The sequence below is a fragment of the Rubrivivax sp. JA1026 genome (genome assembly GCF_011065555.1).
GTDB lineage: Bacteria > Pseudomonadota > Gammaproteobacteria > Burkholderiales > Burkholderiaceae_C > Rubrivivax > Rubrivivax benzoatilyticus.
The window spans coordinates 49,645-72,693 of record NZ_JAALCQ010000010.1 but is presented as its reverse complement, the minus strand read 5'-3'; the positions used below and the strand labels follow the sequence as shown (position 1 = coordinate 72,693).

The window sequence follows — 23,049 nt, the reverse complement described above, 5'->3', positions numbered from 1 at the left end:
TGCCCCCGGGCTTCACCCGGGCGTCATCGGCACCGGCCGATGGCAGCATGGCCCGGCCCGCAGTCCGCGGGACACATGAGGAGGAGACAGATGCCGCCTTGGTCCCGCCGCCGGCTGCTGGCCGTCGGTTCCGTCCTGCTCGCGCCGGCCTGGGCGCGTGCGCAGTCCGCGGGCACCCGCCCGGTGACCATCGTCGTGCCCTTCCCGCCCGGCGGCGGCACCGACGCCTTCGCCCGCCCGCTGTTCGGCGCGATGACCCGCGCCGCCGGCCGCCAGTACCTGATCGACAACCGCGGCGGCGCCGGCGGCAATCTCGGCGCCGGCCTCGCCGCCAAGGCCGCGCCGGACGGCAGCAACTTCTTCATGGGCGCGGTGCACCACGCGATCGCGCCGGCGATGTACCCCAAGCTGGACTACAGCCTGGAGGGCGACTTCGTGCCGGTGACGCTGGTGGCCAGCGTGCCGCAGGTCATCGTCGTCAACCCGCAGCGTGTCGCGGCGCGCACGCTGCCGCAGCTGCTGGCGCTGCTGCGCGCCAAACCCGGCGGGCTGAACTACGGCTCGGCCGGCAACGGCACCTCGCACCACCTGGCCGGCGAGCTGTTCAAGCAGCAGTCCGGGACCTTCATCACCCACATCCCCTACCGGGGCGCGGGGCCGGCGCTGCAGGACCTGATCGCCGGCCAGGTCGACCTGATGTTCGACGGCCTGGCCTCGTCGGCGGCGCACATCAAGTCGGGCAAGCTGCACCCGATCGCCGTCGCCGGCACACGCCGCGCACCCGGTTTCCCCGACGTGCCGACGGCACGCGAGCAGGGCCTGCCCGACTACGTGGTCTCGACCTGGTACGCGTTGTTCGCGCCCAAGGCGACACCGCGTGACGCGGTCGAGCGTTTCGGCGCCGACGTCAGGCGCGCCATCGCCAGCGACGAGCTGCGCACCACCTGGACCGGGCTGGGCGCCGAGCCGCCGGACCTGCAGGGCGAGGCGCTGGGCAAGTTCGTCGCCGCCGAGACGCGGCGCTGGGCCGAGGTCGTCAAGCGTTCCGGCGCCAAGCTCGACTGAACACGCTGGGAACGTCGGCCCGGAAAGCCTAGGATCGGCGAGCCCTCCGCTCCCGACTGGATGACGATGTCCGACCAGAACCTGTTCGCCGCGCTGCGCGCCGCGTTCCCCGACGACCTGGACTCGATCGCGATCGACTGCGGCGACAGCCCGCAGCCGCTGGCCTACACCTGGCGCGACCTGGACCGCGGCACCGCGATGCTGGCCAACCTGCTGGCCTCGCTGGACCTGCCGCCGGCCTCGCGCGTGCTGATGCACGTCGACAAGAGCGTCGAGGCGCTGATGCTGCACCTGGCGGTGCTGCGTGCCGGCCACGTCGTCGTGCCGCTGAACATCGCCTACCAGGCCGCCGAGATCGAGTACTTCATCGGCGACGCCGAGCCGGCGGTCGTGGTCTGCGCGCCGCGCCACTTCGGCTGGACCAGCCGCATCGCCTTCCAGGCCGGCACCAAGCACGTCTACACGCTGGGCGACGACCGCAGCGGCACGCTGCTGGACCGCGCCGCGTTCCAGCCCGACGTGCATGAGACGGTGGCACGCGCCGCCAGCGATCTGGCGGCCATCGTCTACACCAGCGGCACCACCGGGCGCAGCAAGGGCGCGATGCTCTCGCACGGCAACCTGCTGAGCAACGCGCGCGTGCTGCACGAAGCCTGGGCCTGGCAGCGCGACGACGTGCTGATCCACGCGCTGCCGATCTTCCACGTGCACGGGCTGTTCGTCGCCTCGCACGGTGCGCTGCTGGCCGGGGCGCGCATGATCTGGTTCTCGCGTTTCGACGCCCGAGCCGTCGTCGAGCGCCTGCCCGAGGCCACGGTCTTCATGGGCGTGCCGACGCTGTACGTGCGCATGCTGGCCGAGCCGGCGCTGGACCGCGAACGCTGCGCGGGCATGCGCCTCTTCGTCAGCGGCTCGGCGCCGCTGCTCGTCGACACCTTCCGCGCCTGGCGCAACCGCACCGGCCACGTCATCCTCGAGCGCTACGGCATGAGCGAGACCGTCATGCTGACCTCCAACCCCTACCGCCCCGAGGACGCGCGGCGCGCCGGCACCGTGGGCCCGGCGCTGCCGGGTGTCGAGCTGCGGGCGCGCGGCGAGGACGGCGAGCTGGTGCCGCCGGGCGAGATCGGCGGCATCGAGGTGCGCGGGCCCAACGTCTTCTCGGGCTACTGGCGTTTGCCGGAGAAGACCGCCGAGGAGTTCAGCGCCGACGGCTGGTTCAAGACCGGCGACGTCGGCCGCGTCGACGCCGACGGCTGGGTGACGATCGTCGGGCGCAGCAAGGACCTGGTCATCACCGGCGGCTTCAACGTCTACCCGGCCGAGGTCGAGGCGCTGATCGACGACCTGCCGGGCGTCGTCGAGTCGGCGGTCGTCGGCGTGCCGCACCCGGACTTCGGCGAGGCCGTCGTCGCCGCCGTCGTCGCACAGCCGGGCGCGACGCTGGACGGCGAGGCGCTGATCGCGGCACTGAAGGACCGCATCGCGCACTTCAAGGTGCCCAAGCGGGTCTTCGTCGTCGAGGAGCTGCCGCGCAACACGATGGGCAAGGTGCAGAAGAACCTGCTGCGCCAGACCTTCCAGCGCAGCTTCTCCGGCTGAGGCGCCGCATCGGCGGCCCCAGACCACCACGATGCGGGATCGCGCCGCACACGACGGGAATCCGGGATCGCCTGGCTTTGTCCATGACAAAGCCGAGAGCAAATTTCCGAGTGTCCTGGTTGATTGGGGTCATGTCCCCGCCATAATCACGGAAATGAACAAGACACAGCCGATCCGTCTGTTGCCTGAACCGGGCTGTGGCGGCTGCATGCCCAGCCATGCCGGCTGCGGCGGCGGCTTCGGCCGCCCGTGTCCCGCGCCCGAACTGCGTGGCAACCCGGCGCTGGTGCAAGGCGTGCTGGAGTCGCTGCGCGGCGTCGTCGCCGCCGACGGCGGCAACATCGTCGACCGCCAGCTCGTCAAGGCGCTGCACATCGGCGCCGATGAGGCCGAGCTGACCGTCAGCTTCCCGCCGAGCTGCGGCATCGGCCGCGACCTCGCCGAAGGCGCCTTCCAGGCCCTGCGCCGCGCGCTGCCCGACACCGACGTCTACGTCCGCCACGCGGTCTGAGGTTTCCGCTCCCCCAGACAAAAGCCGGGCATCGCCCGGCTTTTTGCATTCCATCCGGCGGCCCGTGCGGGCCGCCGGCGCGACGGAGGTGGTCGTCAGTCCGCGGCGTAGATGTCGCGGTCCTTGGTCTCGCGGATGAACAGCAGGCCGATGACGAAGCACACCGACGCGATGACGATCGGGTACCAGAGGCCGTGGTACATGTTGCCGTTGGCCGCCACCATGGCGAAGGTGATCGACGGCAGCAGGCCGCCGAACCAGCCGTTGCCGATGTGGTACGGCAGGCTCATCGAGGTGTAGCGGATGCGCGTCGGGAACAGCTCGACCAGCATCGCCGCGATCGGGCCGTAGACCATCGTCACGTAGATCACGAGGATGGTCAGGATGCCGACGATGGTCCACCACTGGCCGCCCATGAACTCGATCGGCTTGGCCTTGGCCGGGTAGCCGGCCTCGTTCAGCGTGTCACCCAGCGACTTCTTGAAGTCGGCGATGGCCTTGGTCGATTCCTCCGAGAACTTGTGGCCACCGGCGATCGTCGTCGCCGTCGGCGGCGTGATCGGCGTCTGGCCGATCATCACCACGGTCGGCGAGCCGGCCGGCAGGGCCTCGTTGACGTAGCTGGCCGAACGTTGCGTCAGCGCGCGCTTGGCGATGTCGCAGGCCGAGGTGAAGTCGACCTCGCGCGCGATCGGGCTGCCCTGGAACGAACAGGTGGCCGGGTCGGCCCGCACGACGATCTCCGAGCGTGCCTGCGCGGCGGCCAGTTCCGGGTTGGCGGTGTTGGTCAGCGCCTTGAACAGCGGGAAGTAGGTCAGCACCGCCAGCGCCATGCCGGCCAGGATGATCGGCTTGCGGCCGATCTTGTCCGACAGCGTGCCGAAGACGACGAAGAATGGCGTGCCGATCAGCAGCGAGGCGGCGATCATGATGTTCGCCGTCGCCGGGTCGACCTTCAGCGAGCTGGTCAGGAAGAACAGCGCGTAGAACTGGCCCGAGTACCAGACCACGCCCTGGCCCATCACCAGGCCGAACAACGCCAGCAGCACGATCTTCAGGTTCTTCCACTGGCCGAAGCTCTCGGTCAGCGGCGCCTTCGAGGTCTTGCCCTCTTCCTTCATCTTGCGGAACGCGGGCGACTCGTTCATCGACAGGCGGATCCAGACGCTGATCGCCAGCAGCAGGATCGAGACGATGAACGGGATGCGCCAGCCCCAGGCGGCGAAGGCCTCCTCGCCCATCAGCGTGCGCGTGCCGAGGATGACCAGCAGGCTCATGAACAGGCCCATCGTCGCCGTGGTCTGGATCCACGACGTGTAGGCGCCACGCTTGCCTTGCGGCGCGTGCTCGGCGACGTAGGTCGCGGCACCGCCGTACTCGCCGCCCAGCGCCAGGCCCTGCAGGATGCGCAGCAGGATCAGGATGATCGGCGCGGCGATGCCGATCGAGGCGTAGGTGGGCAGGATGCCGACGATGAAGGTCGACAGGCCCATGATCAGGATCGTCACCAGGAAGGTGTACTTGCGGCCGATCATGTCGCCCAGGCGGCCGAAGACCAGCGCTCCGAAGGGCCGCACGATGAAGCCGGCGGCGAACGCCAGCAGCGAGGCGATGAACTGCGCCGTGGGGTCCAGCGCGGCGAAGAAGTGCTTGCCGATGAAGACGGCGAGCGAGCCGTACAGGTAGAAGTCGTACCACTCGAAGACCGTGCCCAGCGAGGAGGCGAAGATGACTTTCTTCTCCTCGCGGGTCATCGGCGCTTTCGACGGCATCGCGGCGGTCGTGGCTGCCATGGGGGGTTGTCTCCTGTTGATTTCACGGTGCCGCACGCCCGACGGCGGCACGTGCGGCGCAATGTCGAATCGACCTCTGACCGCTTTCTGACGCCAAACTGAACGTTCGCTGACGATTTCCGGCCTTACCCGCAGCTTTCTTTTCGCATTGCAGAATTTCGGCCGCGGATTCGGGAAATTCCCCAGCGTTTTGCAGCGGTATCAAGAGGCAGTGGATTCCCTCGGTTTTGCACTCCAGCCACGCCCGCGAGGGCCGGAGATCCCGCACCAACCAAACGGTCACTTTGCGACCGTTAAGTAGTTCACGAAAACCTTTCGGTAACTTCCGGCCGCGAGCGATTGAGCTCGATCAAGGAGCACCGATGACCCGCTGGCTGAAGACCCTCATCGCCACGTCCTCCGTCGCCTTGCTCGCCGCCTGTGGCGGCGACGGCGGCGACGACCATCCCGGCACCATCGCCGAGGTGGCGACCGAACGGAACCTGAGCGCGCTCGTCGCCGCGGCCGACAAGGCCGGGCTGGTCGACGAGCTGAGCGCCGAAGACGCGGCGCTGACCGTCTTCGCGCCGACCGACGCGGCCTTCGACGCGCTGGCCACGACACTCGGCTTCGCCGACGCCGGCGCGATGGTCGCCGCGCTCGACGCCGAGACCCTGGGCCGCATCCTCGCCTACCACGTGCTGCCGGCGCGCCGCACCGCCGCCGAGCTCGCCGCAGGCGACGAGCCGACGCTGTACGAGTTCGAAGGCGCGCCGGCGACGCTGGACGTGGCGACCGCCGACGGCGTGACGCTCGGCGACGAGGTGCTGACCCGGGCCCGCGTGACGACGGCCGACGTCGCGGCGCGCAACGGCGTCGTTCACGTCATCGACAAGGTGCTGGTGCCGCCGGGCGTGCTCGACCTCGTGCAGATGGCCAGGCTGAACCCGGCGTTCTCGACGCTGGTGGCGGCGGTCGCCGCCGCCGGGCTGGACGACGACCTGGCCGGCACCGGCCCGTTCACGGTCTTCGCGCCGACCGACGACGCCTTCTCGGCGCTGCTCACGCGCACCGGCCTGAGCGCCGAGCAGCTGCTCGCCTCGCCCGGCCTCGCCGACACGCTGCTCTACCACGTCGTCGCCGGCGACGTGCGCGCCGCCGACGTGCTGGCGCTGCCGAACCCGGCCTTCGTCGACACCCTGCTCGCCGGCAACGACCTGGAGCTGCGCAACGACACGCTGACGCTGGTCGACGACGACGTCGACAGCCCCGACGCGACGATCGCCGCGACCGACGTCATCGCGCGCAACGGCGTCATCCACGTCATCACGCAGGTGCTGATCCCGGCGCCGAACTGAGCGCCGGCGCCGCCGCCCAGTGCGCTAGTAGGCGAGCCGGGCGAGCGCGCTGCGCCGCGAGGCCTCGAGCGCCTCGCCCAGCGTGCGGATGCCCGCGACCTGCAGCAGCGGGATCATCTTCAGGAAGACCTCGGCGGTGACGATCGCGTCGCCGAGCGCCGTGTGCCGGCCGAGCACCGGCACGCCCAGGCGTTCGGCGATGGCCTCCAGCGAGTGCCGCTCCTGGTTCGGGTGCAGCACCTGCGACAGCAGCAGCGTGTCGAGCACCGGCATGTCGAAACGCACGCCGGCGGCACGCTCCTTCAGCTCGAGGAAACGCAGGTCGAAGGCGGCGTTGTGGGCGACGAGCACGGTGTCGTGGGCGAAGGCGTGCAGCGCCGGCAGCACCTCGCGGATCGTCGGCTGGCCGGCGACCATCGCCGGCGTGATGCCGTGGATCGCGACGGTGCGTTCGGGGATCGCGCGCTGCGGGTCGACGAGCTGCTCGAAGCTCTCGTGGCGGCGCAGCTTGCCGGCGACGATGCGTGTCGCGCCGATCTGGATGATCTCGTCGCCGGCCGAGGGCTCCAGCCCGGTGGTCTCGGTGTCGAACACCGTGTAGGCGAGTTCGGCCAGCGTGCGGTCGGCCAGTTCCAGCGCCATCTCGCGGGTCTGGAACAGGTCGAAGTCGTAGAACTCCGGCCGGCTCTCGCGGCGCGCCAGCAGCCCGCTGTCCAGCGGCTCGGCGGCGTCGGCCAGCGGCAGCAGGAAACGGAAGAACGCCTCGGCACGCACCCGCTCGCGCTCGAACCAGAACGTGCCGCCGTGGCGCTGCACGACGTCGCGCACGGTCAGCGCGCTGGCTTCGCCGCCGACACGCATCGCCTCGGTCTCCCAGGCGACCGCGGTCTCGGTGCTGACGCCGGGGCCGATCCAGGCCAGGTCGAGCTGGGCGCGCGTGCCGGCACGCTGCAGCCGGATCTGCACGACCTTGACGCCGTATTCCTCGACGACGCGCCCGGCGAGGAAGACCAGCGCCTGGATCAGCGAGAAGCTGTCGAGCTTGAGCCACAGCGACGGGTCGACCTCGGTGCCGGCGGTGCGGCAGCGGTGCTCGGCCTCGATGCGGCGCAGCGCCGCGGTGACGAAGTCGGCGCCCTGCATGTCCTCCAGCGGCCAGCGCGTGCGCATCGTCTCGGTCGTGTAGTGCGCCAGCTCGCCGATGCGGTGGCCCAGCGCACGCACCTCGTCGCGGATCACGCCCTGCAGCCGCGCCGCGGTGGCCGCGTCCAGCGCCGGATCGTCGATCAGCTCGACGGCCGCCTGCAGGTTGGCCAGCGACGCGCGCCCGGCCTCGGTGTGCTCGTGCAGCCGGCGGTCGCGTTCGGACTCCTCGGCGAAGTCGCGCGTGATGTTGTCCAGCATCAGCACGAAGCCGGCGAGCGGGCCGCCGTCGTGCTCGCGCACCGGCGCCAGCTGCACACGCAGCAGCTGGCCGCCGCGTGTCGCGGTGACGAACTGCGCCGACGGGTGCGCGACACCGCGCTGCAGCCGCTGCTGCACCATCTCCAGCGCATGGGCGACGAGCGCGCGGTCGAAGACGGCGTAGATCGAGCGGCCGATGCCCAGGTACTCGGCGCCGCCGATCGCCGGCGCCGGCGACAGCGCGCGGAACTGCAGCCGCGCGCGGCCGTTGTAGAGCAGGATGCGGCCGTCGAGGTTGCAGACGACGACGCTCTGCGCCAGCTCGGACATCAGCGCCGCCAGCCGGCTCTTCTCCTGCTCGACCTGGCGGCTGGCCTCGCGCACCCGCGCCTCGACGTCGGCGCGCCAGGCGGCGCGCTCGCGCAGCAGGCGGTTGACGGTGTCGACCAGCGCGCGGCTGCCGGCGCTGCCGCGCGGCTCCAGCTCGCGCCCCGGCGCACCGGCCAGCAGCACCTGCAGCAGCTCGGCGATGCGCCCCGGCGCGGCGCCGAAGTGGTGCCAGGCCCAGCGCATCCCGACGCCGGCGGCGATGGCGACGACGACCAGCGCCAGCACCAGCAGCGCCGCGCGCGGCTCGAGCAGCGCGCCCAGCGCCGCGGCCTCGGCCGGCGCCAGCGTCAGCAGCAGCAGCGCCGCCACCGCCGCCGCCGCCAGCAGCAGGATCGCCGCCGGCGCCAGCGCGGCCAGCCACTCGTGGCGGTCGGGTTTCATGAAAGCAGCTGGCGCACCCGCTCGGCGAGCTCACGCGTGGAGAACGGCTTGGCGACGTAGGCGTCGGCGCCCAGCCCCAGGCCCTGCGCGACGTCGGTCTCGCCGCAGCGGGCGCTGAGCAGCAGGCACTTGGTCGTGGCGCAGGCCTCGTCGGCGCGCAGCGCCTGCAGCACCTCGAAGCCGCTGCGGCCGGGCATCACGACGTCCATCAGCAGCAGGTCGGGATGTTCGCGGCGCGCCGTGTCCAGCGCCTCGATGCCGTCGCGCGCGACCAGCACGCGCCAGCCTTCGCGCTTCATCAGGAACTCGAGCGGGATGACGCTGTTGGCCTCGGCGTCGGCCAGGAGCACGGTCTTCATCGGGAGTCTCCTCTCGTCGCGGCGCAGGCGGCCGGCGGGCGCGTCGTCGCGGCGCCCGGCGCGATGCTGCGCGATCCGGGCGCGCCGCGCCAGTGGCGGCGAACCCGCGGAGCCGGGACGACGGATTGCCGCGCCATCGTTCAGAGCTTGTCGAAGCGGAAGTGCTGGCGCAGGTAGGCGCGCAGGCGCTTGACGACGGCCAGCGAGTCGCGCAGCGGCTCGCGCTCGAGCAGGCCCAGCGACGCGGGCTGGATCTCGTTGCCGGCCACGCGCCCGGCGGCCTGCGCCTGCAGCTGGTGCTGCAGGCGCAGCGTCATCAAGAGGTGCAGCGCGTCCTCGAGGTCGCGTGCCAGCGTCGTGTCCAGCGCACCGGCGGCGACCAGCGCGTGCAGCCGCGCGACGGTGCCGGTCTCGCGCAGGTGGCGCTGCAGTGCCAGCGCGCGCACGCCCTGCACGATCGGGAACAGGCCCAGCTTCTTCAGGTCGAGCGCCGCCTCGTCGCGCCGGCCGGGCAGCCAGCCCAGCCAGTGGTGCGGCTCCTGGAACTGGTCGGCGGCGGCGGCGAAACGCGCGAGGTAGGCGTCGTGGTCGCCGAACAGGCGGTGCAGGTGCTCGCGCAGGCCGTCGAGCAGCGTCGCGTCGCCGGCCACCGCGACGGCGTCGCAGAAGATCGCCAGCCGCATCGGGCCCTCGGCGTCGCGACCCATCACCCAGTCGCGCAGCTGCTCGCGCCACTCGGCGACCGGGCGCCGCCACAGCGGGTTGGTGACCATGATGCCGCCGGGGCACGGCGGGTAGCCGAAGTCCGCCAGCGCGGCGCTGAAGCGCCGCACCGCGGCCTCGGTCTCGGGGTGCTCGAAACCGTCGCGCAGGATCAGCGCATTGTCCTGGTCGGTCTTCAGCACCTGCTCGCCGCGGCCTTCGCTGCCCATCACGACGAGGCAGCTCGCGGCCACCAGCTCGGCCGGCGCGACCAGCGACCAAAGGCGCTGGAACAGCCGCGCGTGCAGCTCGCCAACGAGGTGCGCGATGCGTTCGACGTGCACGCCGCTGGCGGCGAACAGGCCGACCATGCGGTCGATCTGCAGCGCCGCGGCCTTCAGCTCGTCGACCGAACCGGCCTCGTCGATCTGCAGCGCCGCCAGGTGCGAGTGGTTGGCGACGAAGCTCACCAGGTCGAGCTGGCCGAGCAGGCCGACGAGGCGTTCGCCGTCGCGCACCAGCACGCGGTGCACGCGATGCCGCACCATCAGCCACAGCGCCTCGAAGACCTCGGCGTCGGCCTGGACGGCGATCACCGGGAAACGCGCGACCTCGCGCACCGCCAGCGCCGCCGGCGGCTCGGACCGCAGCAGCGCGTCGCGCAGGTCGGTGGTGGTGAAGATGCCCAGGCGTTCGCCGTCCTGCACCAGCGCGTGGGTCAGACCGCGCTCGGACAGCTGGCGGCACAGCGACACGAGGTCGGTGCCGCCATCGACGACGAAAGCCTTGCGGACGTAGGCGTCGCGCACCCGCGCCGTGACCAGCGACAGCACTTCCTGCCGGGGGTCGGACACGGGTGCGGGCCTCGCGTCAGTGGCCGCTGGCCGCGGCGGCGCCGATGCCGGTCTCCGACCGCACCTGCTGCGCCAGGAAGCCGGCGCGGTCGGCCTTGGCGCGGGCGCTCTTGTCGAGCACCGAGAACAGCCAGATGCCGACGAAGCCGATGGTCATCGAGAACAGCGCCGGGCTGGTGTACGGGAACAGCGCCGAGCCCTTGGGGTTGCCCAGCGTCGCTTCCCACACCGACGGCGAGACGATGGTCAGGCCGACCGAGGAGATCAGGCCGAGGAAACCGCCGATCACCGCGCCCTTGGTCGTGCAGTCCTTCCACAGCACGCTCATGAAGAGCACCGGGAAGTTGGCCGACGCCGCGATCGCGAAGGCCAGCGAGACCATGAAGGCGATGTTCTGCTTCTCGAAGGCGATGCCGAGCACGACGGCGACGATGCCCAGGCAGACGGTCGTGATGCGCGACACCTTCAGCTCGGCGGCGCTGTCAGCCTTGCCCTTCTTGATGACCGTGGCGTAGAGGTCGTGCGAGACCGCCGAGGCACCCGACAGCGTCAGGCCGGCGACCACCGCGAGGATGGTCGCGAAGGCCACCGCCGAGATGAAGCCGAGGAAGACGTTGCCGCCGACCGCGTTGGCCAGGTGCACCGCGGCCATGTTGTTGCCGCCCAGCAGCCCGCCCTTGGCGTCGAGGAAGCCGGGGTTGGTCAGCACGAAGGTGATCGCGCCGAAGCCGATGATGAAGGTCAGCAGGTAGAAGTAGCCGATCCAGCCGGTGGCCCACATCACCGACTTGCGCGCTTCCTTGGCGTTGGGCACGGTGAAGAAGCGCATCAGGATGTGCGGCAGGCCGGCGGTGCCGAACATCAGCGCCATGCCGAAGCTGATCGCCGAGATCGGGTCCTTCACGAAGTTGCCCGGGCCCATGATCGACTGGCCCGCGGCCGCCGCCTCCTCGGCCGTCTTGCCGCCGCTGGCGGCCAGGTCAGCCTTGACGCGCACCGCGTCGGCGAACATCGCCTCCGGCGAGAAGCCGTAGTGCAGCATCACCATGAAGGCCATGAACGACGCGCCGCCCAGCAGCAGGCAGGCCTTGATGATCTGCACCCAGGTGGTGGCCGTCATGCCGCCGAAGAGCACGTAGACCATCATCAGCGCGCCGACGATGACCACCGCGATCCAGTACTCCAGGCCGAACAGCAGCTTGATCAGCTGGCCGGCGCCGACCATCTGCGCGATCAGGTAGAACGCGACGACGACCAGCGTGCCCGAGGCCGCGAACACGCGCACCGGCGTCTGCTCGAAGCGGAACGCGGCGACGTCGGCGAAGGTGAACTTGCCCAGGTTGCGCAGGCGTTCGGCCATCAGGAAGGTGATGACCGGCCAGCCGACGAGAAAGCCGATCGAGTAGATCAGGCCGTCGAAGCCGGAGGCCATCACCGCCGCCGAGATGCCGAGGAACGAGGCCGCCGACATGTAGTCGCCGGCGATCGCCAGGCCGTTCTGGAAGCCGGTGATGCCGCCGCCGGCGGTGTAGAAGTCGGCGGCGCTCTTGGTCTTGGACGCGGCCCACTTCGTGATGTAGAGCGTGGCGACGACGAACAGGCCGAACATGCCGATGGCCGTCCAGTTGGTCGCCTGCTTGGCGGCCTGGCCGAGGTCGGCCCCGGCGGCCCAGACCGCGGCGGAGACGCCGCCGAGCGCGGCCAGCGTGAGCAGACGGCGCAGATGGGTGGAGAGAGAGTTTGAACGCATCGTGTCAGCCCTCGATGGCGCCAAACGCCACTTCTTTTGCATGAATCTGGATCATCGAGCGGACGCCGCGGACGGGCTCCGACCGGCCGCTGGCGGCGCCCCCTTGAGGGGGAGCGCCGAAGGCGCTGCGGGGGTGGGTCATTTCAGCACCGCCTTGGCGACTTCGTCGGCCAGATCGTCGTAGGTCTTGTTGGCACGCTGCACGTAGATCGCCGTGATGACGATCGTGAAGACGATGACGCCGAAGCCGATGGGAATGCCCAGCGTCATCACGCCGTCGCCCAGGCGCTGGGCGAGAAACTGCTTGTCGAAGGCGACGAGCAGGATGAAGCCGTAGTAGACGACCATCATCGCCGCCGTCAGCCACCAGCCGAAGCTCGAGCGCTTGGACTTCAGTTCCTGGTACTTCGGGTGGCTCGCGATACGTCGTGCGAGTTCTGCGTCCATGGGTTGTCTCCGGAATTTGAGGACTTGGCACCCATGGTTCGTGCGCGGACTGACCGAGTTCTGACGGTTCGCCAACAGGGCCTGACGCCGAACTGAACGTTCGCTTACAAGAGCGCCGGCTCTCCTGGGAGCGTGGCCCCTGGGGATCACCTCTCCCGATTTGCCCTATCAGGGATAGTCCCGACCGGGGTTCCGACGCTGGTCAACCAGTGGCTCCGGGATGTCCCGGAGTGCGTTCAGCGCGTGGGGTTGCGCAGGCGGTCGGCGAGCATCGGCAGGCCGTCCAGGCCCCAGAACTGCTCGCCGTCGAACTCGACGGTCGGCACGCCGAAGACGCCGCGTGCGGCGGCCTCCTCGGTGTGGGCCCGCAGCGCGGCTTTCACGGCGTCGCCGGCCGGGTCGGCCGCCGGCGCCAGCGTCGCGGCCAGCGCCGCCAGGCGCGCCGGGTCGTGCGGGTCGCCGCCTTCGGCCCAGACATGGCGCAGCACGGCCTCGACGACACGCCGGTTGGGCCCGCAGGCGATGATCAGCCGCAGCAGCGCCAGCGAGCTGAACGGGTGCGGCTGCGGCATCTCGAACGGCAGCCCGTGCTGCGCCGCCAGCCAGCGCGTGTGGCGGTAGATCCAGTCGCGTTTGGGCGCCACGTCGACCGGCGCCTTCTGGCCCCAGTGCTGCAGCAGCGCGCCCAGCAGCACCGGGCGGTACTCGACCTCGACGTCCAGGCCTTCGAGCACGTCGGGCAGGCGCTCGAACGCCAGGTAGGCGTACGGCGAGACGACGTCGAAACGGAAGACCAGGCGGTTCATCGTGGTGCTGCGGGGCGCTGCTGCCAGACGACGCGGCGTTCGGCCAGGCGATCGAGCACGGCGCGGCGCTCGTCGTCGGCCATCGTCGACCAGGCGGCGATCTCGTCGAGCGTGCGCAGGCAGCCTTCGCACCAGCCGCTGGCGGCGTCCATGCGGCAGACGTCGATGCAGGGCGAGGGCACGCCGGAGCCGAAACGTGTGCTCATGGCTGCTGCACCACGTCGGCGACCGGCGCGCCGGTCAGGCGCTCCAGCTCGGCCGGCGACAGCTTGAAGACGCCGTGCGGATGCCCGGCGGCGGCCCAGATGACGTCGAAGCGGAACAGGTCGCGGTCGATCAGCGTGAAGGCCGGCGTCGCATGCGCCAGCGGCGAGACGCCGCCGATCGAGAAGCCGGTGCGTGCCTTGACGAAGTCGGCGTCGGCGCGGCCCAGCGCGCCGGTGATCGCCGCGACGCGCTTCTCGCAGACGCGCCGGTCGCCCGAGGTGACGACCAGCACCGCGCTGTCGTCGGCCTTGCGGCGGAAGATGACGCTCTTGGCGATCTGGCCGACCTCGACGCCCAGCGCCGCAGCGGCTTCGGCCGAGGTGCGCGCCGGCGTTTCCAGCCACAGCGGCGCATGCGGGTGGCCACGTTCGGCCAGGGCGCGCGTGACGCGCTGGAAACCTTCGGGACGGTCGAGCAGGGAATCGATGGCGTTCATGGTTCAGCAAGAAGCGGCAGCGGCGCGCCGCGCCAGCAGCGCCCGCGCGGCGCGCGAGGCCGTGGGCCGGCCGACGACGCCCGAGATGTAGGCGCCGGCGTCGACGAGTCGGTCCAGGTCCAGCCCGGTGTCGATGCCCAGGCCGTGCAGCAGGTAGACCACGTCCTCGGTGGCGACGTTGCCGGTCGCGCCCTTTGCGTAGGGGCAGCCGCCGAGGCCGGCGATGCTGGTGTCGAAGACGTGCACGCCGAGGTCCAGGCAGGCCAGGATGTTGGCCAGGGCCTGGCCGTAGGTGTCGTGGAAATGGCCGCTGACCTCGGCCAGCGGGTAGTGCTTCAGCGCGCGCTCCAGCGCCCGCTGCGCCGCCAGCGGCGTGCCGACGCCGATCGTGTCGGCGATGCCGACGTGGTCGACGCCGATGGCCTTCATGCCGACGACGACACGTTCGACCTCGTCCGGCGTGACCTCGCCCTGGTAGGGGCAGCCGAGCGCGCAGGACACGGCGCCGCGCACCTTGACGCCGGCGGCGTGCGCCGCCGCTACGACCGGCGCGAAACGCTCCAGGCTCTCGGCGATCGAGCAGTTGATGTTGCGCCGGCTGAAGGCCTCGCTGGCGGCGCCGAAGACGACGACCTCGTCGGGGCGCGTGGCCAGCGCCGCTTCCAGTCCCTTCAGGTTGGGCGTCAGCACCGAGTAGCGCACGCCGGCGCGGCGTTCGATGCCGGCCATGACCTGCGCCGCGTCGGCCATCTGCGGCACCCATTTCGGGCTGACGAAGCTGGTGACCTCGATCTCGCGGCAGCCGGCGTCCTGCAGTCGGCGCACGAGCTCGATCTTCTCGGCGGCGCCGACCGGCGCGGCCTCGTTCTGCAGGCCGTCGCGCGGGCCGACCTCGACCAGGGTGACACGGTCCGGTTTCATCGCCGGGCACTATAGCGAGCGGGCCATCGCCTCGACGGCCGCCGGGTCCGGACAGCGCTCATTCGTCCCCCGACAGGCGCAGCAGCTCGGTGCCTTCGGCCACCGTGTCGCCGGCGCGCACCAGCAGCGCCTCGACGACGCCGTCGCGCGGCGCGGCGATCGTGTGCTCCATCTTCATCGCCTCCAGCACCGCCAGCGCCTGGCCGCGGCGCACCGTCTGGCCGGTCTCGACGGCGACGGCGACGATCTTGCCGGGCATCGGCGCCGTCAGCCGGCCGGCTTCGCCGGCGTGGTCGCCGGCATGGGCGATCGGATCGTGCAGCGTGACGATCAGCTGGCCGGCCGGCGCGAAGACGGCGCGCCTGTCGCCGTCGCGGTGCACGGCCAGCAGCACCCGCTCGTCGCCCAGGCGCACTTCGTGGCGGCCGTCGCCCAGCGCACGCAGCGCCAGCGGCCAGCGGCGCTCGCCGAGTTCGAGCACGGCCTCGCCGTCGTGGCGGCGCTGCACGACTGCGACCTGGCGCTCGCCGCCGATCTCGAGCTCGAAGCGCCGGCGTGCGCCGCCGTGCAGGCGCCAGCCGTCGCGCCGCGACCAGGGGTCGGCGTCGACCGTCGCCGCCTCGGCGGCCCAGGCGTCGGCGACGACGGCGGCCGCGGCCCACTCGGGCGCCAGCCCCGGCGCGTCGAACAGCGCCGCGTGCTCGCGTTCGATCAGCGCCGTGTCCAGGTCGGCCTGGGCGAAGGCGCGGCTGGCGACGACGCGGCGCAGGAAGGCGACGTTGGTGGCGGGGCCGACCAGCTGCGTCGCCGCCAGCGCCGCGTCCAGCCGCGCCAGCGCCTGGGCGCGGTCCTCGCCCCAGACGATCAGCTTGGCGATCATCGAGTCGTACCAGGGCGTGATCGCGTCGCCTTCGCCGAAACCGCCGTCCAGGCGCGGCAGGTGTTCGTCGCGGCGGAAGGCCACGTGTTCGGGCCATCGCGCGACGACCAAGCGCCCGGTCGCCGGCAGGAAACCGGCCTCGGGGTTCTCGGCGCAGATGCGGGCCTCGATCGCGTGGCCACGCTGCACGATGTCGGCCTGGCGCGCCGGCAGCGGCTCGCCGGCGGCCACCCGCAGCTGCCACTCGACGAGGTCCAGCCCGGTCACGGCCTCGGTCACCGGGTGCTCGACCTGCAGCCGCGTGTTCATCTCCATGAAATAGAAACGCAGGTCGCCGTCGTCGCGCTCCTCGGCGATGAACTCGACGGTGCCGGCGCCGACGTAGCCGACGGCCTGCGCCGCGGCCACCGCGGCGGCGCCCATCTCGGCGCGGCGCGCGGCCGTCAGCCCGGGCGCCGGCGACTCCTCCAGCACCTTCTGGTGGCGGCGCTGCACCGAGCAGTCGCGTTCGCCGAGGTGGATGCAGTGCCCCTGCGTGTCGGCGAAGACCTGGATCTCGATGTGGCGCGGTTTGAGCACGTAGCGCTCGACGAGCACGTGGGCGTCGCCGAAGCTGGCCTGGGCCTCGCGCTGGCAGGAGACGAGCGCGGCGGCGAAGTCCTCGGCGCGGTCGACACGGCGCATGCCCTTGCCGCCGCCGCCGGCACTGGCCTTGATCAGCACCGGGTAGCCGATGCGCGCCGCTTCGTCGGCCAGGCGCGCCGGGTCGTTGTCCTCGCCGTGGTAACCCGGCACCAGCGGCACGCCGGCTTCGGCCATCAGCGCCTTGGCCGCGGCCTTGCTGCCCATCGCGCGGATCGCCGCCGGCGGCGGGCCGATGAAGACCAGGCCGGCGTCGGCGCAGGCCTGGGCGAACTCCTCGTTCTCGCTGAGGAATCCGTAGCCCGGGTGCACGGCCTCGGCGCCAGTGGCGCGTGCGGCCTCCAGGATGCGCGGCCAGCGCAGATAGCTGTCGCGCGGCGCGGCGCCGCCGATCGCCACGGCCTCGTCGCAGGCCATCACGTGGCGCGCGCCGGCGTCGGCGTCCGAAAACACGGCGACGGTGCGCACGCCCAGGCGGCGCGCGGTGGCGGCGACACGGCAGGCGATCTCGCCGCGGTTGGCGATCAGGATCTTGCGGAACATCGGCTCTCTCTCGGATGGGAGCGGGTTCAGGACGGGCGCGGCCGCCAGCGCGCCAGCAGCCCCTTGAGGACACGCCAGAGCACGGCGACGACGACGATGCACACGACGGTGGCCAGCGCGACGGCGGCGATCGCCGCCACCGGGTGCTGCCAGGCCAGCCACAGCAGCGCCGGCACCGCCGCGTCGCCGGCCAGCGACAACGCGACGTTGCTGAAGGGCTCGGGCGAGGTGTTGGCCGCGGCGCGCACGCTGGCCTTGGCGGCATGCGCGCTGGCCGCCAGCCCGCCGCCGAGCAGCGCCGCGAGCAGCGTCCATGTCGCCGAATCGGCGCCGATCGCCGCCGCGGCCAGCGCCGCGCCGGCGGGGATGCGCAGCAGCGTCTGCACGCCGTCCCAGACGGTGTCGACGGCGGGGATCTTGTCGGCCAGGAACTCGACCGCGCTCATCAGCCCGCTGGCGCCCAGCACCAGCGGCTGCTGCAGGATCTGCAGGCCCGGCGGCAGCTCGACCCAGCCGAGGAAACCGATGGCGCCGGTGATGAACAGCACCGCGTACAGACGCAGCCCGCTGGCCCAGCCGAGCGCGGCCGCCAGAGCGACGAGCTGCGTCGTGTCCAGGTTCATCGCCAGGCCGGATCGCGTTTGCCAAGGAAGGCCGAGACGCCTTCGCGGCCTTCACTGCCGGCACGTGCGTCGGCGATGCGGCGCGCGGTGTCGGCGCGCAGCGCGGCGTCGATCTCGCGGCCGGCGAGGTCCTGCACCAGGCGTTTGCAGGCGCGCACGGCCTGCGGGCCATTGGCGGCGATGGTGGCGACGAGTTCGGCGACCTTGGCGTCCAGCGCCTCGGGCGCGACGCATTCGTGCACGAAGCCCAGCGCCTTCGCTTCGGCGGCGCTGAATCGCTCCGCGGTGACGAAATAGCGCCGCGCCGCCTGCTCGCCGAGCGCGCGCACGACGTAAGGGCCGATCGTCGCCGGCAGCAGCCCGAGCCGGGCCTCGCTGAGGCAGAACTGCATGCCGTCGGCGGCGACGAGCACGTCGCAGACCGCCGCCAGCCCGACACCGCCGGCGTAGCAGTCGCCGTGCAGCCGGCCGATCACCGGCACCGGGCAGCGCCAGACGGTCCACAGCATCTCGGCCAGGCGCGCGGCGTCGGCCTGGTTCTCGTCCCAGGAGTAGCCGGCCATCGCCCGCATCCAGCCCAGGTCGGCGCCGGCGCAGAAGGCCTTGCCGCGGCCGCCGAGCACGACGACCCGCAGCGCCTCGTCGGCGGCGAAGGCGGCGAAAGCCGCCGTCAGCTCGGCGACGACACCGTCGTTGAAGGCGTTGCGCACTTCCGGCCGGTTCAGCCAGACCTCGGCGACCTGCGGCGAGGGGCGGCGGATCTCCAGCGTCGTCGGGTTCATCGCGCAGCCTCGGCCTGCAGCAGGTAGACCAGATCAAGCTCGGGCGCCGGGCGGCCCAGCAGGGTCAGCGCGGCGCTGATCTGGCCGCGGTGGTGCGTCGCGTGGTTGAAGACGTGGGCCAGCGTCGCCGCGAACGGCAGCGACACCGTGCCGCCGGCCAGGCGCAGATAGTCCAGCCGGCCGCCGAAACGCGCCGCCGGCCAGCCGGCGATCAGCGGCAGCCAGGCTTCGGCGCCGTCGAGCAGGCGCTGGCGCAGCCGGACGCGCTCGCTCTCCAGCTCTTCGTCCAGGCGCATCGGCGGCGTCGTGCCGTCGGTGAAGCGCGCCGACCACAGCCGGTGCTCGGCGACCAGCAGGTGGTTCAGCGTGCCGTGAATGCTGCGGAAATACAGCCCCAGGTCGCGGCGGTAGTCGGCCTCGGGCACGGCGTCGACGGCGTCGAGCAGGCGGCGTGTCGCCCAGACGTTGTAGCGCGCCAGGCTGGCGAGGTGTTCACGCAGCGCCTCGGCGCCGGAATCGGGGGTCGTCGTCATGCTCGTCACATGCGGAAGACGCCGAAACGCGGCGTCTCGGGGATCGGCGCGTTGAGGCTGGCCGACAGCGCCAGCGCGAGCACGCGCCGCGTGTCGGCCGGGTCGATGACGCCATCGTCCCAGAGCCGGGCGCTGGCGTAGTACGGATGCGCCTGGCGCGCGAACTGTTCCAGGATCGGCTGCTTGAATGCGGCCTCGTCCTCGGCCGGCCACTGGCCACCCTTGGCTTCGATCGCGTCGCGGCGCACCGTGGCCAGCACGCTGGCGGCCTGCTCGCCGCCCATCACGCCGATGCGGGCGTTCGGCCACATCCACAGCAGCCGCGGCCCGTAGGCGCGGCCGCACATGCCGTAGTTGCCGGCGCCGAAGCTGCCGCCGATGATCACCGTGAACTTGGGCACCGTCGCCGTCGCCACCGCGGTGACCATCTTCGCGCCGTGTTTGGCGATGCCCTCGGCCTCGGCCTTGCGGCCGACCATGAAGCCGGTGATGTTCTGCAGGAACACGAGCGGCACGCCGCGCTGGCAGCACAGCTCGATGAAGTGCGCGCCCTTCATCGCGCTCTCGGAGAACAGCACGCCGTTGTTGGCGACGATGCCCACCGGCAGGCCCTCGATGTGGGCGAAGCCGGTGACCAGCGTCGTGCCGTAGCGCGCCTTGAACTCGTCGAACTCCGAACCGTCGACCAGGCGTGCGATGACCTCGTGCACGTCGAAGGGCTTGCGCGGGTCGGTCGGGATGACGCCGTGCAGCTCGGCCGGGTCGAACAGCGGTGGCCGCGGCGGCTGCAGGCGCAGCGGGGCCGGCTTCTGCCAGTTGAGGTTGGCGACCACCGCGCGTGCGATCGCCAGCGCGTGCAGGTCGTTTTCGGCGAGGTGGTCGGCGACGCCCGACAGCCGCGTGTGCACGTCGCCGCCGCCCAGGTCCTCGGCGCTGACGACTTCGCCGGTCGCGGCCTTCACCAGCGGCGGGCCGCCGAGGAAGATCGTGCCCTGGTTCCGCACGATGATGGTCTCGTCGCTCATCGCCGGCACGTAGGCGCCGCCGGCGGTGCACGAACCCATCACGACCGCGATCTGCGGGATGCCCAGCGCCGACATCTGCGCCTGGTTGTAGAAGATGCGGCCGAAGTGCTCGCGGTCGGGGAAGACCTCGTCCTGGTTCGGCAGGTTGGCGCCGCCGGAGTCGACGAGGTAGACGCAGGGCAGGCGGTTCTCCTGCGCGATCTCCTGGGCGCGCAGGTGCTTCTTCACCGTGACCGGGTAGTAGGTGCCGCCCTTCACGGTGGCGTCGTTGCAGACGACCATGCACTCGACGCCGCTGACGCGGCCGATGCCGGCGATCAGCCCGCCGCCCGGCGCGGCGCCGTCGTACAGGCCCAGGCCGGCGAGCGCGCCGATCTCCAGGAACGGCGTGTCGGGATCGAGCAGCATCTCGACACGCTCGCGCGGCAGCAGCTTGCCGCGTGCCGTGTGCTTGGCGCGTGCGGCCTCGCCGCCGCCTTCGGCGATGCGTGCGAGCTGGGCGTTGAGGTCGCCGACGAGCTGGCGCATCGCCAGCGCGCTGGCCTGGAACTCCTCCGAGCGCGGGTTGAGCTGCGAGTTCAGGACCGGCACGGTGTCTCCCGCGGCCGTCAGGAACGGCCGATTGACGTTTACGTTAACGTCAATTCTGACAGCGCCCCCGTGCCGCCGCCTCAGGGACGGCCCGGAGACCGGGCGCCCCCGAGGCCGATCCTCGGATAAGCGCACGGACATGGGCCCGGGCGTAGCATGGGCCGCATGGTGTGGCTCGAAACGTCGCTGGCCGCCGCGGCCATCGCCGCGGCCCTGGCGATGCGGCCGTGGCGCGGCGTCGGCCCCGCAGGTCCGCCCTGGCCCTGGCTGGCCTGGGCCGCCATGCTGCCGTTGATGTGGGGCGCCGACCGCTACGCGGACAGCGCGGTGGCGCAGCCGCTGTCCGGCGCCTGCCTGCTGATGCTGATGATGGGCTGGCCGCTGGCCGTGCTGGCGCTGGTGCCGGTCGCGCTGGTGACGATGTTCGCCGGCGGGCTGACGCCCGAGGCCGGCCTCGAACGTTTCGTCTGGCTGGGCCTGGTGCCGGCGACGATGGCCGTCGTGCTCGGTGCCGCGGTGCGGCGCTGGCTGCCCAAGCACCTGTTCGTCTACATCCTCGGCCGCGGCTTCTTCGTCACCGCGGTCGCCGGTGCGCTGGCCGGCGCGCTAGCCGCGGCGCTGCACCCGCCGCCGAACGGCCTGGGCGGAGACGACCTGGCGCTGGCGCGCTGGCTCGCCGCCTGGGGCGACGCCTGGCTGGCCGGCATCCTGGTCGCGATCTTCGTCGCCTTCCGCCCGCACTGGCTGGCGACCTACACCGACCGGCTGTACTTACCGAGAGCTTGAGCCCCGGCCGCCTGGCGGCCGGAGCGCAATCCCCGCGGGGACAGGCCGCCAGAGGCGGCCAGGGGGAGCGGCGACGGCAAACGGGCCGAAGCCGATCCGGGTCCCCCGGTCGGCTTCGGTAGCCCCTCGGGGGCGGCCGCCAGGCGGCCGGGGCTCACAGTCAGTCCCGCCAGAAAGCGGGCATGAAAAGGACGAGGACGGCCAGCAGTTCCAGCCGCCCGACAAGCATCGCGAAGGCGCAGATCCAGGTCTGCACGTCGCTGAGGCCGCCGTAGTTGACCGCCGGGCCGACCTCGCCCAGGCCGGGGCCGATGTTGTTGACGCAGGCGACGATGGCGGTGAACGCGGTGACCGCATCCAGGCCGGTGAACAGCATCGCCATCGTCAGCCCGACCAGCACCGCGCCGTAGGTCATCATGTAGCCGACGACGTTGTTCATCACCCGGTCGCTGACGGCGCGCCCATTGAGCACCACCGGGTTGACGACGTTGGGATGCACGATGCGCACGAACTCGTGGCGCGCCTGCTTGAGCAGCAGGATCAGCCGGACCATTTTGATGCCGCCGCCGGTGGAGCCGGCGCAGGTCGCGAAACAGCCCAGCAGGATCATCAGCAGCGACGCGAACAGCGGCCAGCTGGCGTAGTCGTAGGCGGCGTAGCCGGTGGTCGTCGCGATCGAGACGACGTGGAAGGCCGAGTGGCGAAAGGCCGCACCGAGGCTGTCATAGGCGCCGGTGGCCCACAGGTAGACCGCGATCAGCGCGATGCTGGCGGCCAGCACGAGGTAGAAGGCACGCGCCTCGGCGTTGCGCCACAGCGGCGCTGGCGAACGCTCGCGCCAGACGACGTAGTACAGCGTCAGGTTCACGCCCGACAGCAGCATGAAGAAGATCGCGACGGCCTCGATGTCGGGCGAGTTCCAGTGGCCAAAGCTCGCGTCGTAGGAGGAGAAGCCGCCCAGGCTGACGGTCGAGCCCATGTGCACGAAGGCATCGAGCCAGCTCATGCCGGCAGCGCGGTAGGCCAGCGCGCAGGCCAGCGACAGCAGCACGTAGACGCCCCAGATCGCGCGCGCGGTGTCGGCGATGCGCGGCGTCAGCTTGCTGTCCTTCATCGGCCCGGTGATCTCGGCGCGGAACAGCTGCGAGCCGCCGACGCCCAGCATCGGCAGGATGGCCACCGCCAGCACGATGATGCCCAGCCCGCCGACCCACATCATCAGGCAGCGCCAGACGTGCACCGAAGCCGGCATCGTGTCCAGACCGGAGAGCACCGTCGCGCCGGTGGCGGTCAGCGCCGAGACGGCCTCGAAATAGGCATCGGTCGGCGACAGCCCGGGCAGCGCCAGGTACAGCGGCAGCGCACCGAAGGTCGGCAGCACGGCCCAGGTCAGCCCGACGAGCAGGAAGCCGTCGCGCGGCTGCAGTTCGCGGCGGAAGCGCCGCGTCATCAGGCTGGCCAGCCCGCCGATGGCCAGCGTCGTCGCGGTGGCCTTGAGGAAGTCGTCGGCCACGAGCTCGCCGGCGTAGATGGCGTAGACCATCGGCACCGCCATCAGCAGCGAGAACCCCGCCACCATGCGGCCGATCAGCGCGACAACGGCAAGCGCGTCCATCGCC

The 23,049-nt window shown here is 71.6% G+C and carries 21 protein-coding genes; 5 read left to right on the top strand and 16 right to left on the bottom strand.

What is annotated here, in order from left to right; all coding sequences use genetic code 11:
* Nucleotides 1-90: 90 nt before the first annotated feature.
* The 3 genes from G5B56_RS16365 to G5B56_RS16355 all read left to right on the top strand — a co-directional run bounded on the left by G5B56_RS16365 (nt 91) and on the right by G5B56_RS16355 (nt 3,178).
* A complete protein-coding gene (locus tag G5B56_RS16365; protein ID WP_164963917.1) occupies nt 91-1,065 on the top strand; it encodes a tripartite tricarboxylate transporter substrate binding protein in 975 nt (324 codons plus the stop codon).
* Between the two features lie 66 nt (nt 1,066-1,131).
* Entirely contained in the window at nt 1,132-2,667 is a 1,536-nt protein-coding gene (locus G5B56_RS16360; RefSeq protein WP_164963999.1) for a malonyl-CoA synthase, read from the top strand.
* A 154-nt stretch (nt 2,668-2,821) separates the two neighbouring features.
* Complete coding sequence (locus G5B56_RS16355; RefSeq protein ID WP_164963916.1) at nt 2,822-3,178, top strand: iron-sulfur cluster assembly protein; 357 nt, start codon at nt 2,822-2,824, stop codon at nt 3,176-3,178.
* A gap of 95 nt (nt 3,179-3,273) precedes the next feature.
* On the opposite strand, the gene G5B56_RS16350 is transcribed toward G5B56_RS16355, so the two are convergent.
* Entirely contained in the window at nt 3,274-4,971 is a 1,698-nt protein-coding gene (locus tag G5B56_RS16350; RefSeq protein ID WP_029718551.1) for an MFS transporter, read from the bottom strand.
* 362 nt (nt 4,972-5,333) lie between these two features.
* Between G5B56_RS16350 and G5B56_RS16345 the strand changes: the two genes are divergently transcribed.
* A complete protein-coding gene (locus G5B56_RS16345; protein WP_164963915.1) occupies nt 5,334-6,308 on the top strand; it encodes a fasciclin domain-containing protein in 975 nt (324 codons plus the stop codon).
* A gap of 24 nt (nt 6,309-6,332) precedes the next feature.
* Here G5B56_RS16345 and G5B56_RS16340 read toward each other — a convergent pair whose 3' ends face one another.
* The 14 genes from G5B56_RS16340 to G5B56_RS16275 form a co-directional block, all read right to left on the bottom strand.
* On the bottom strand, nt 6,333-8,483 hold the full coding sequence (locus tag G5B56_RS16340) for an exonuclease domain-containing protein (protein ID WP_029718552.1): 2,151 nt from the start codon (nt 8,481-8,483) through the stop codon (nt 6,333-6,335).
* Nucleotides 8,480-8,842 (bottom strand): response regulator transcription factor, encoded by a 363-nt coding sequence (locus G5B56_RS16335; protein WP_009855847.1) that lies wholly within the window; start codon nt 8,840-8,842, stop codon nt 8,480-8,482. The genes G5B56_RS16340 and G5B56_RS16335 overlap by 4 nt, the downstream gene beginning before the upstream one ends.
* Nucleotides 8,843-8,982: 140 nt before the next feature.
* The gene (locus G5B56_RS16330; RefSeq protein WP_029718553.1) at nt 8,983-10,398 is read right to left on the bottom strand and encodes a putative nucleotidyltransferase substrate binding domain-containing protein; all 1,416 of its coding nucleotides are present in this window, start codon (nt 10,396-10,398) and stop codon (nt 8,983-8,985) included.
* A gap of 16 nt (nt 10,399-10,414) precedes the next feature.
* Entirely contained in the window at nt 10,415-12,148 is a 1,734-nt protein-coding gene (locus G5B56_RS16325; RefSeq protein ID WP_009855845.1) for a cation acetate symporter, read from the bottom strand.
* Nucleotides 12,149-12,286: 138 nt separating this feature from the next.
* The gene (locus G5B56_RS16320) at nt 12,287-12,595 is read right to left on the bottom strand and encodes a DUF485 domain-containing protein (RefSeq protein ID WP_009855844.1); all 309 of its coding nucleotides are present in this window, start codon (nt 12,593-12,595) and stop codon (nt 12,287-12,289) included.
* A 236-nt stretch (nt 12,596-12,831) separates the two neighbouring features.
* Complete coding sequence (locus G5B56_RS16315) at nt 12,832-13,401, bottom strand: 2-hydroxychromene-2-carboxylate isomerase (RefSeq protein WP_164963914.1); 570 nt, start codon at nt 13,399-13,401, stop codon at nt 12,832-12,834.
* Nucleotides 13,398-13,607: a DUF1289 domain-containing protein gene (locus G5B56_RS16310; RefSeq protein WP_009855842.1), complete on the bottom strand. Its 210-nt coding sequence runs from the start codon at nt 13,605-13,607 to the stop codon at nt 13,398-13,400. Before G5B56_RS16310 ends, G5B56_RS16315 begins: the two co-directional genes overlap by 4 nt.
* Nucleotides 13,604-14,104 (bottom strand): YbaK/EbsC family protein, encoded by a 501-nt coding sequence (locus G5B56_RS16305; RefSeq protein ID WP_164963913.1) that lies wholly within the window; start codon nt 14,102-14,104, stop codon nt 13,604-13,606. Before G5B56_RS16305 ends, G5B56_RS16310 begins: the two co-directional genes overlap by 4 nt.
* Before the next feature lie 3 nt (nt 14,105-14,107).
* Nucleotides 14,108-15,025, bottom strand: a complete 918-nt coding sequence (locus tag G5B56_RS16300; RefSeq protein ID WP_164963912.1) for a hydroxymethylglutaryl-CoA lyase — start codon at nt 15,023-15,025, stop codon at nt 14,108-14,110.
* A 58-nt stretch (nt 15,026-15,083) separates the two neighbouring features.
* Complete coding sequence (locus tag G5B56_RS16295; protein WP_164963911.1) at nt 15,084-17,090, bottom strand: biotin carboxylase N-terminal domain-containing protein; 2,007 nt, start codon at nt 17,088-17,090, stop codon at nt 15,084-15,086.
* A 26-nt stretch (nt 17,091-17,116) separates the two neighbouring features.
* Nucleotides 17,117-17,713 carry a DUF4126 domain-containing protein gene (locus G5B56_RS16290; protein ID WP_164963910.1) on the bottom strand — a complete coding sequence of 199 codons (597 nt, stop codon included), beginning with the start codon at nt 17,711-17,713 and terminating at the stop codon, nt 17,117-17,119.
* Nucleotides 17,710-18,495: an enoyl-CoA hydratase/isomerase family protein gene (locus tag G5B56_RS16285; RefSeq protein WP_164963909.1), complete on the bottom strand. Its 786-nt coding sequence runs from the start codon at nt 18,493-18,495 to the stop codon at nt 17,710-17,712. Before G5B56_RS16285 ends, G5B56_RS16290 begins: the two co-directional genes overlap by 4 nt.
* Nucleotides 18,492-19,028 carry a DinB family protein gene (locus tag G5B56_RS16280; RefSeq protein ID WP_164963908.1) on the bottom strand — a complete coding sequence of 179 codons (537 nt, stop codon included), beginning with the start codon at nt 19,026-19,028 and terminating at the stop codon, nt 18,492-18,494. The genes G5B56_RS16285 and G5B56_RS16280 overlap by 4 nt, the downstream gene beginning before the upstream one ends.
* A gap of 5 nt (nt 19,029-19,033) precedes the next feature.
* The gene (locus G5B56_RS16275; protein WP_164963907.1) at nt 19,034-20,644 is read right to left on the bottom strand and encodes a carboxyl transferase domain-containing protein; all 1,611 of its coding nucleotides are present in this window, start codon (nt 20,642-20,644) and stop codon (nt 19,034-19,036) included.
* Nucleotides 20,645-20,809: 165 nt separating this feature from the next.
* On the opposite strand from G5B56_RS16275, the gene G5B56_RS16270 reads away from it, so the two are divergent.
* The gene (locus tag G5B56_RS16270; RefSeq protein WP_240920831.1) at nt 20,810-21,430 is read left to right on the top strand and encodes a hypothetical protein; all 621 of its coding nucleotides are present in this window, start codon (nt 20,810-20,812) and stop codon (nt 21,428-21,430) included.
* A gap of 160 nt (nt 21,431-21,590) precedes the next feature.
* On the opposite strand, the gene G5B56_RS16265 is transcribed toward G5B56_RS16270, so the two are convergent.
* Nucleotides 21,591-23,045: a TrkH family potassium uptake protein gene (locus G5B56_RS16265; protein WP_009855833.1), complete on the bottom strand. Its 1,455-nt coding sequence runs from the start codon at nt 23,043-23,045 to the stop codon at nt 21,591-21,593.
* Nucleotides 23,046-23,049: the final 4 nt, after the last annotated feature.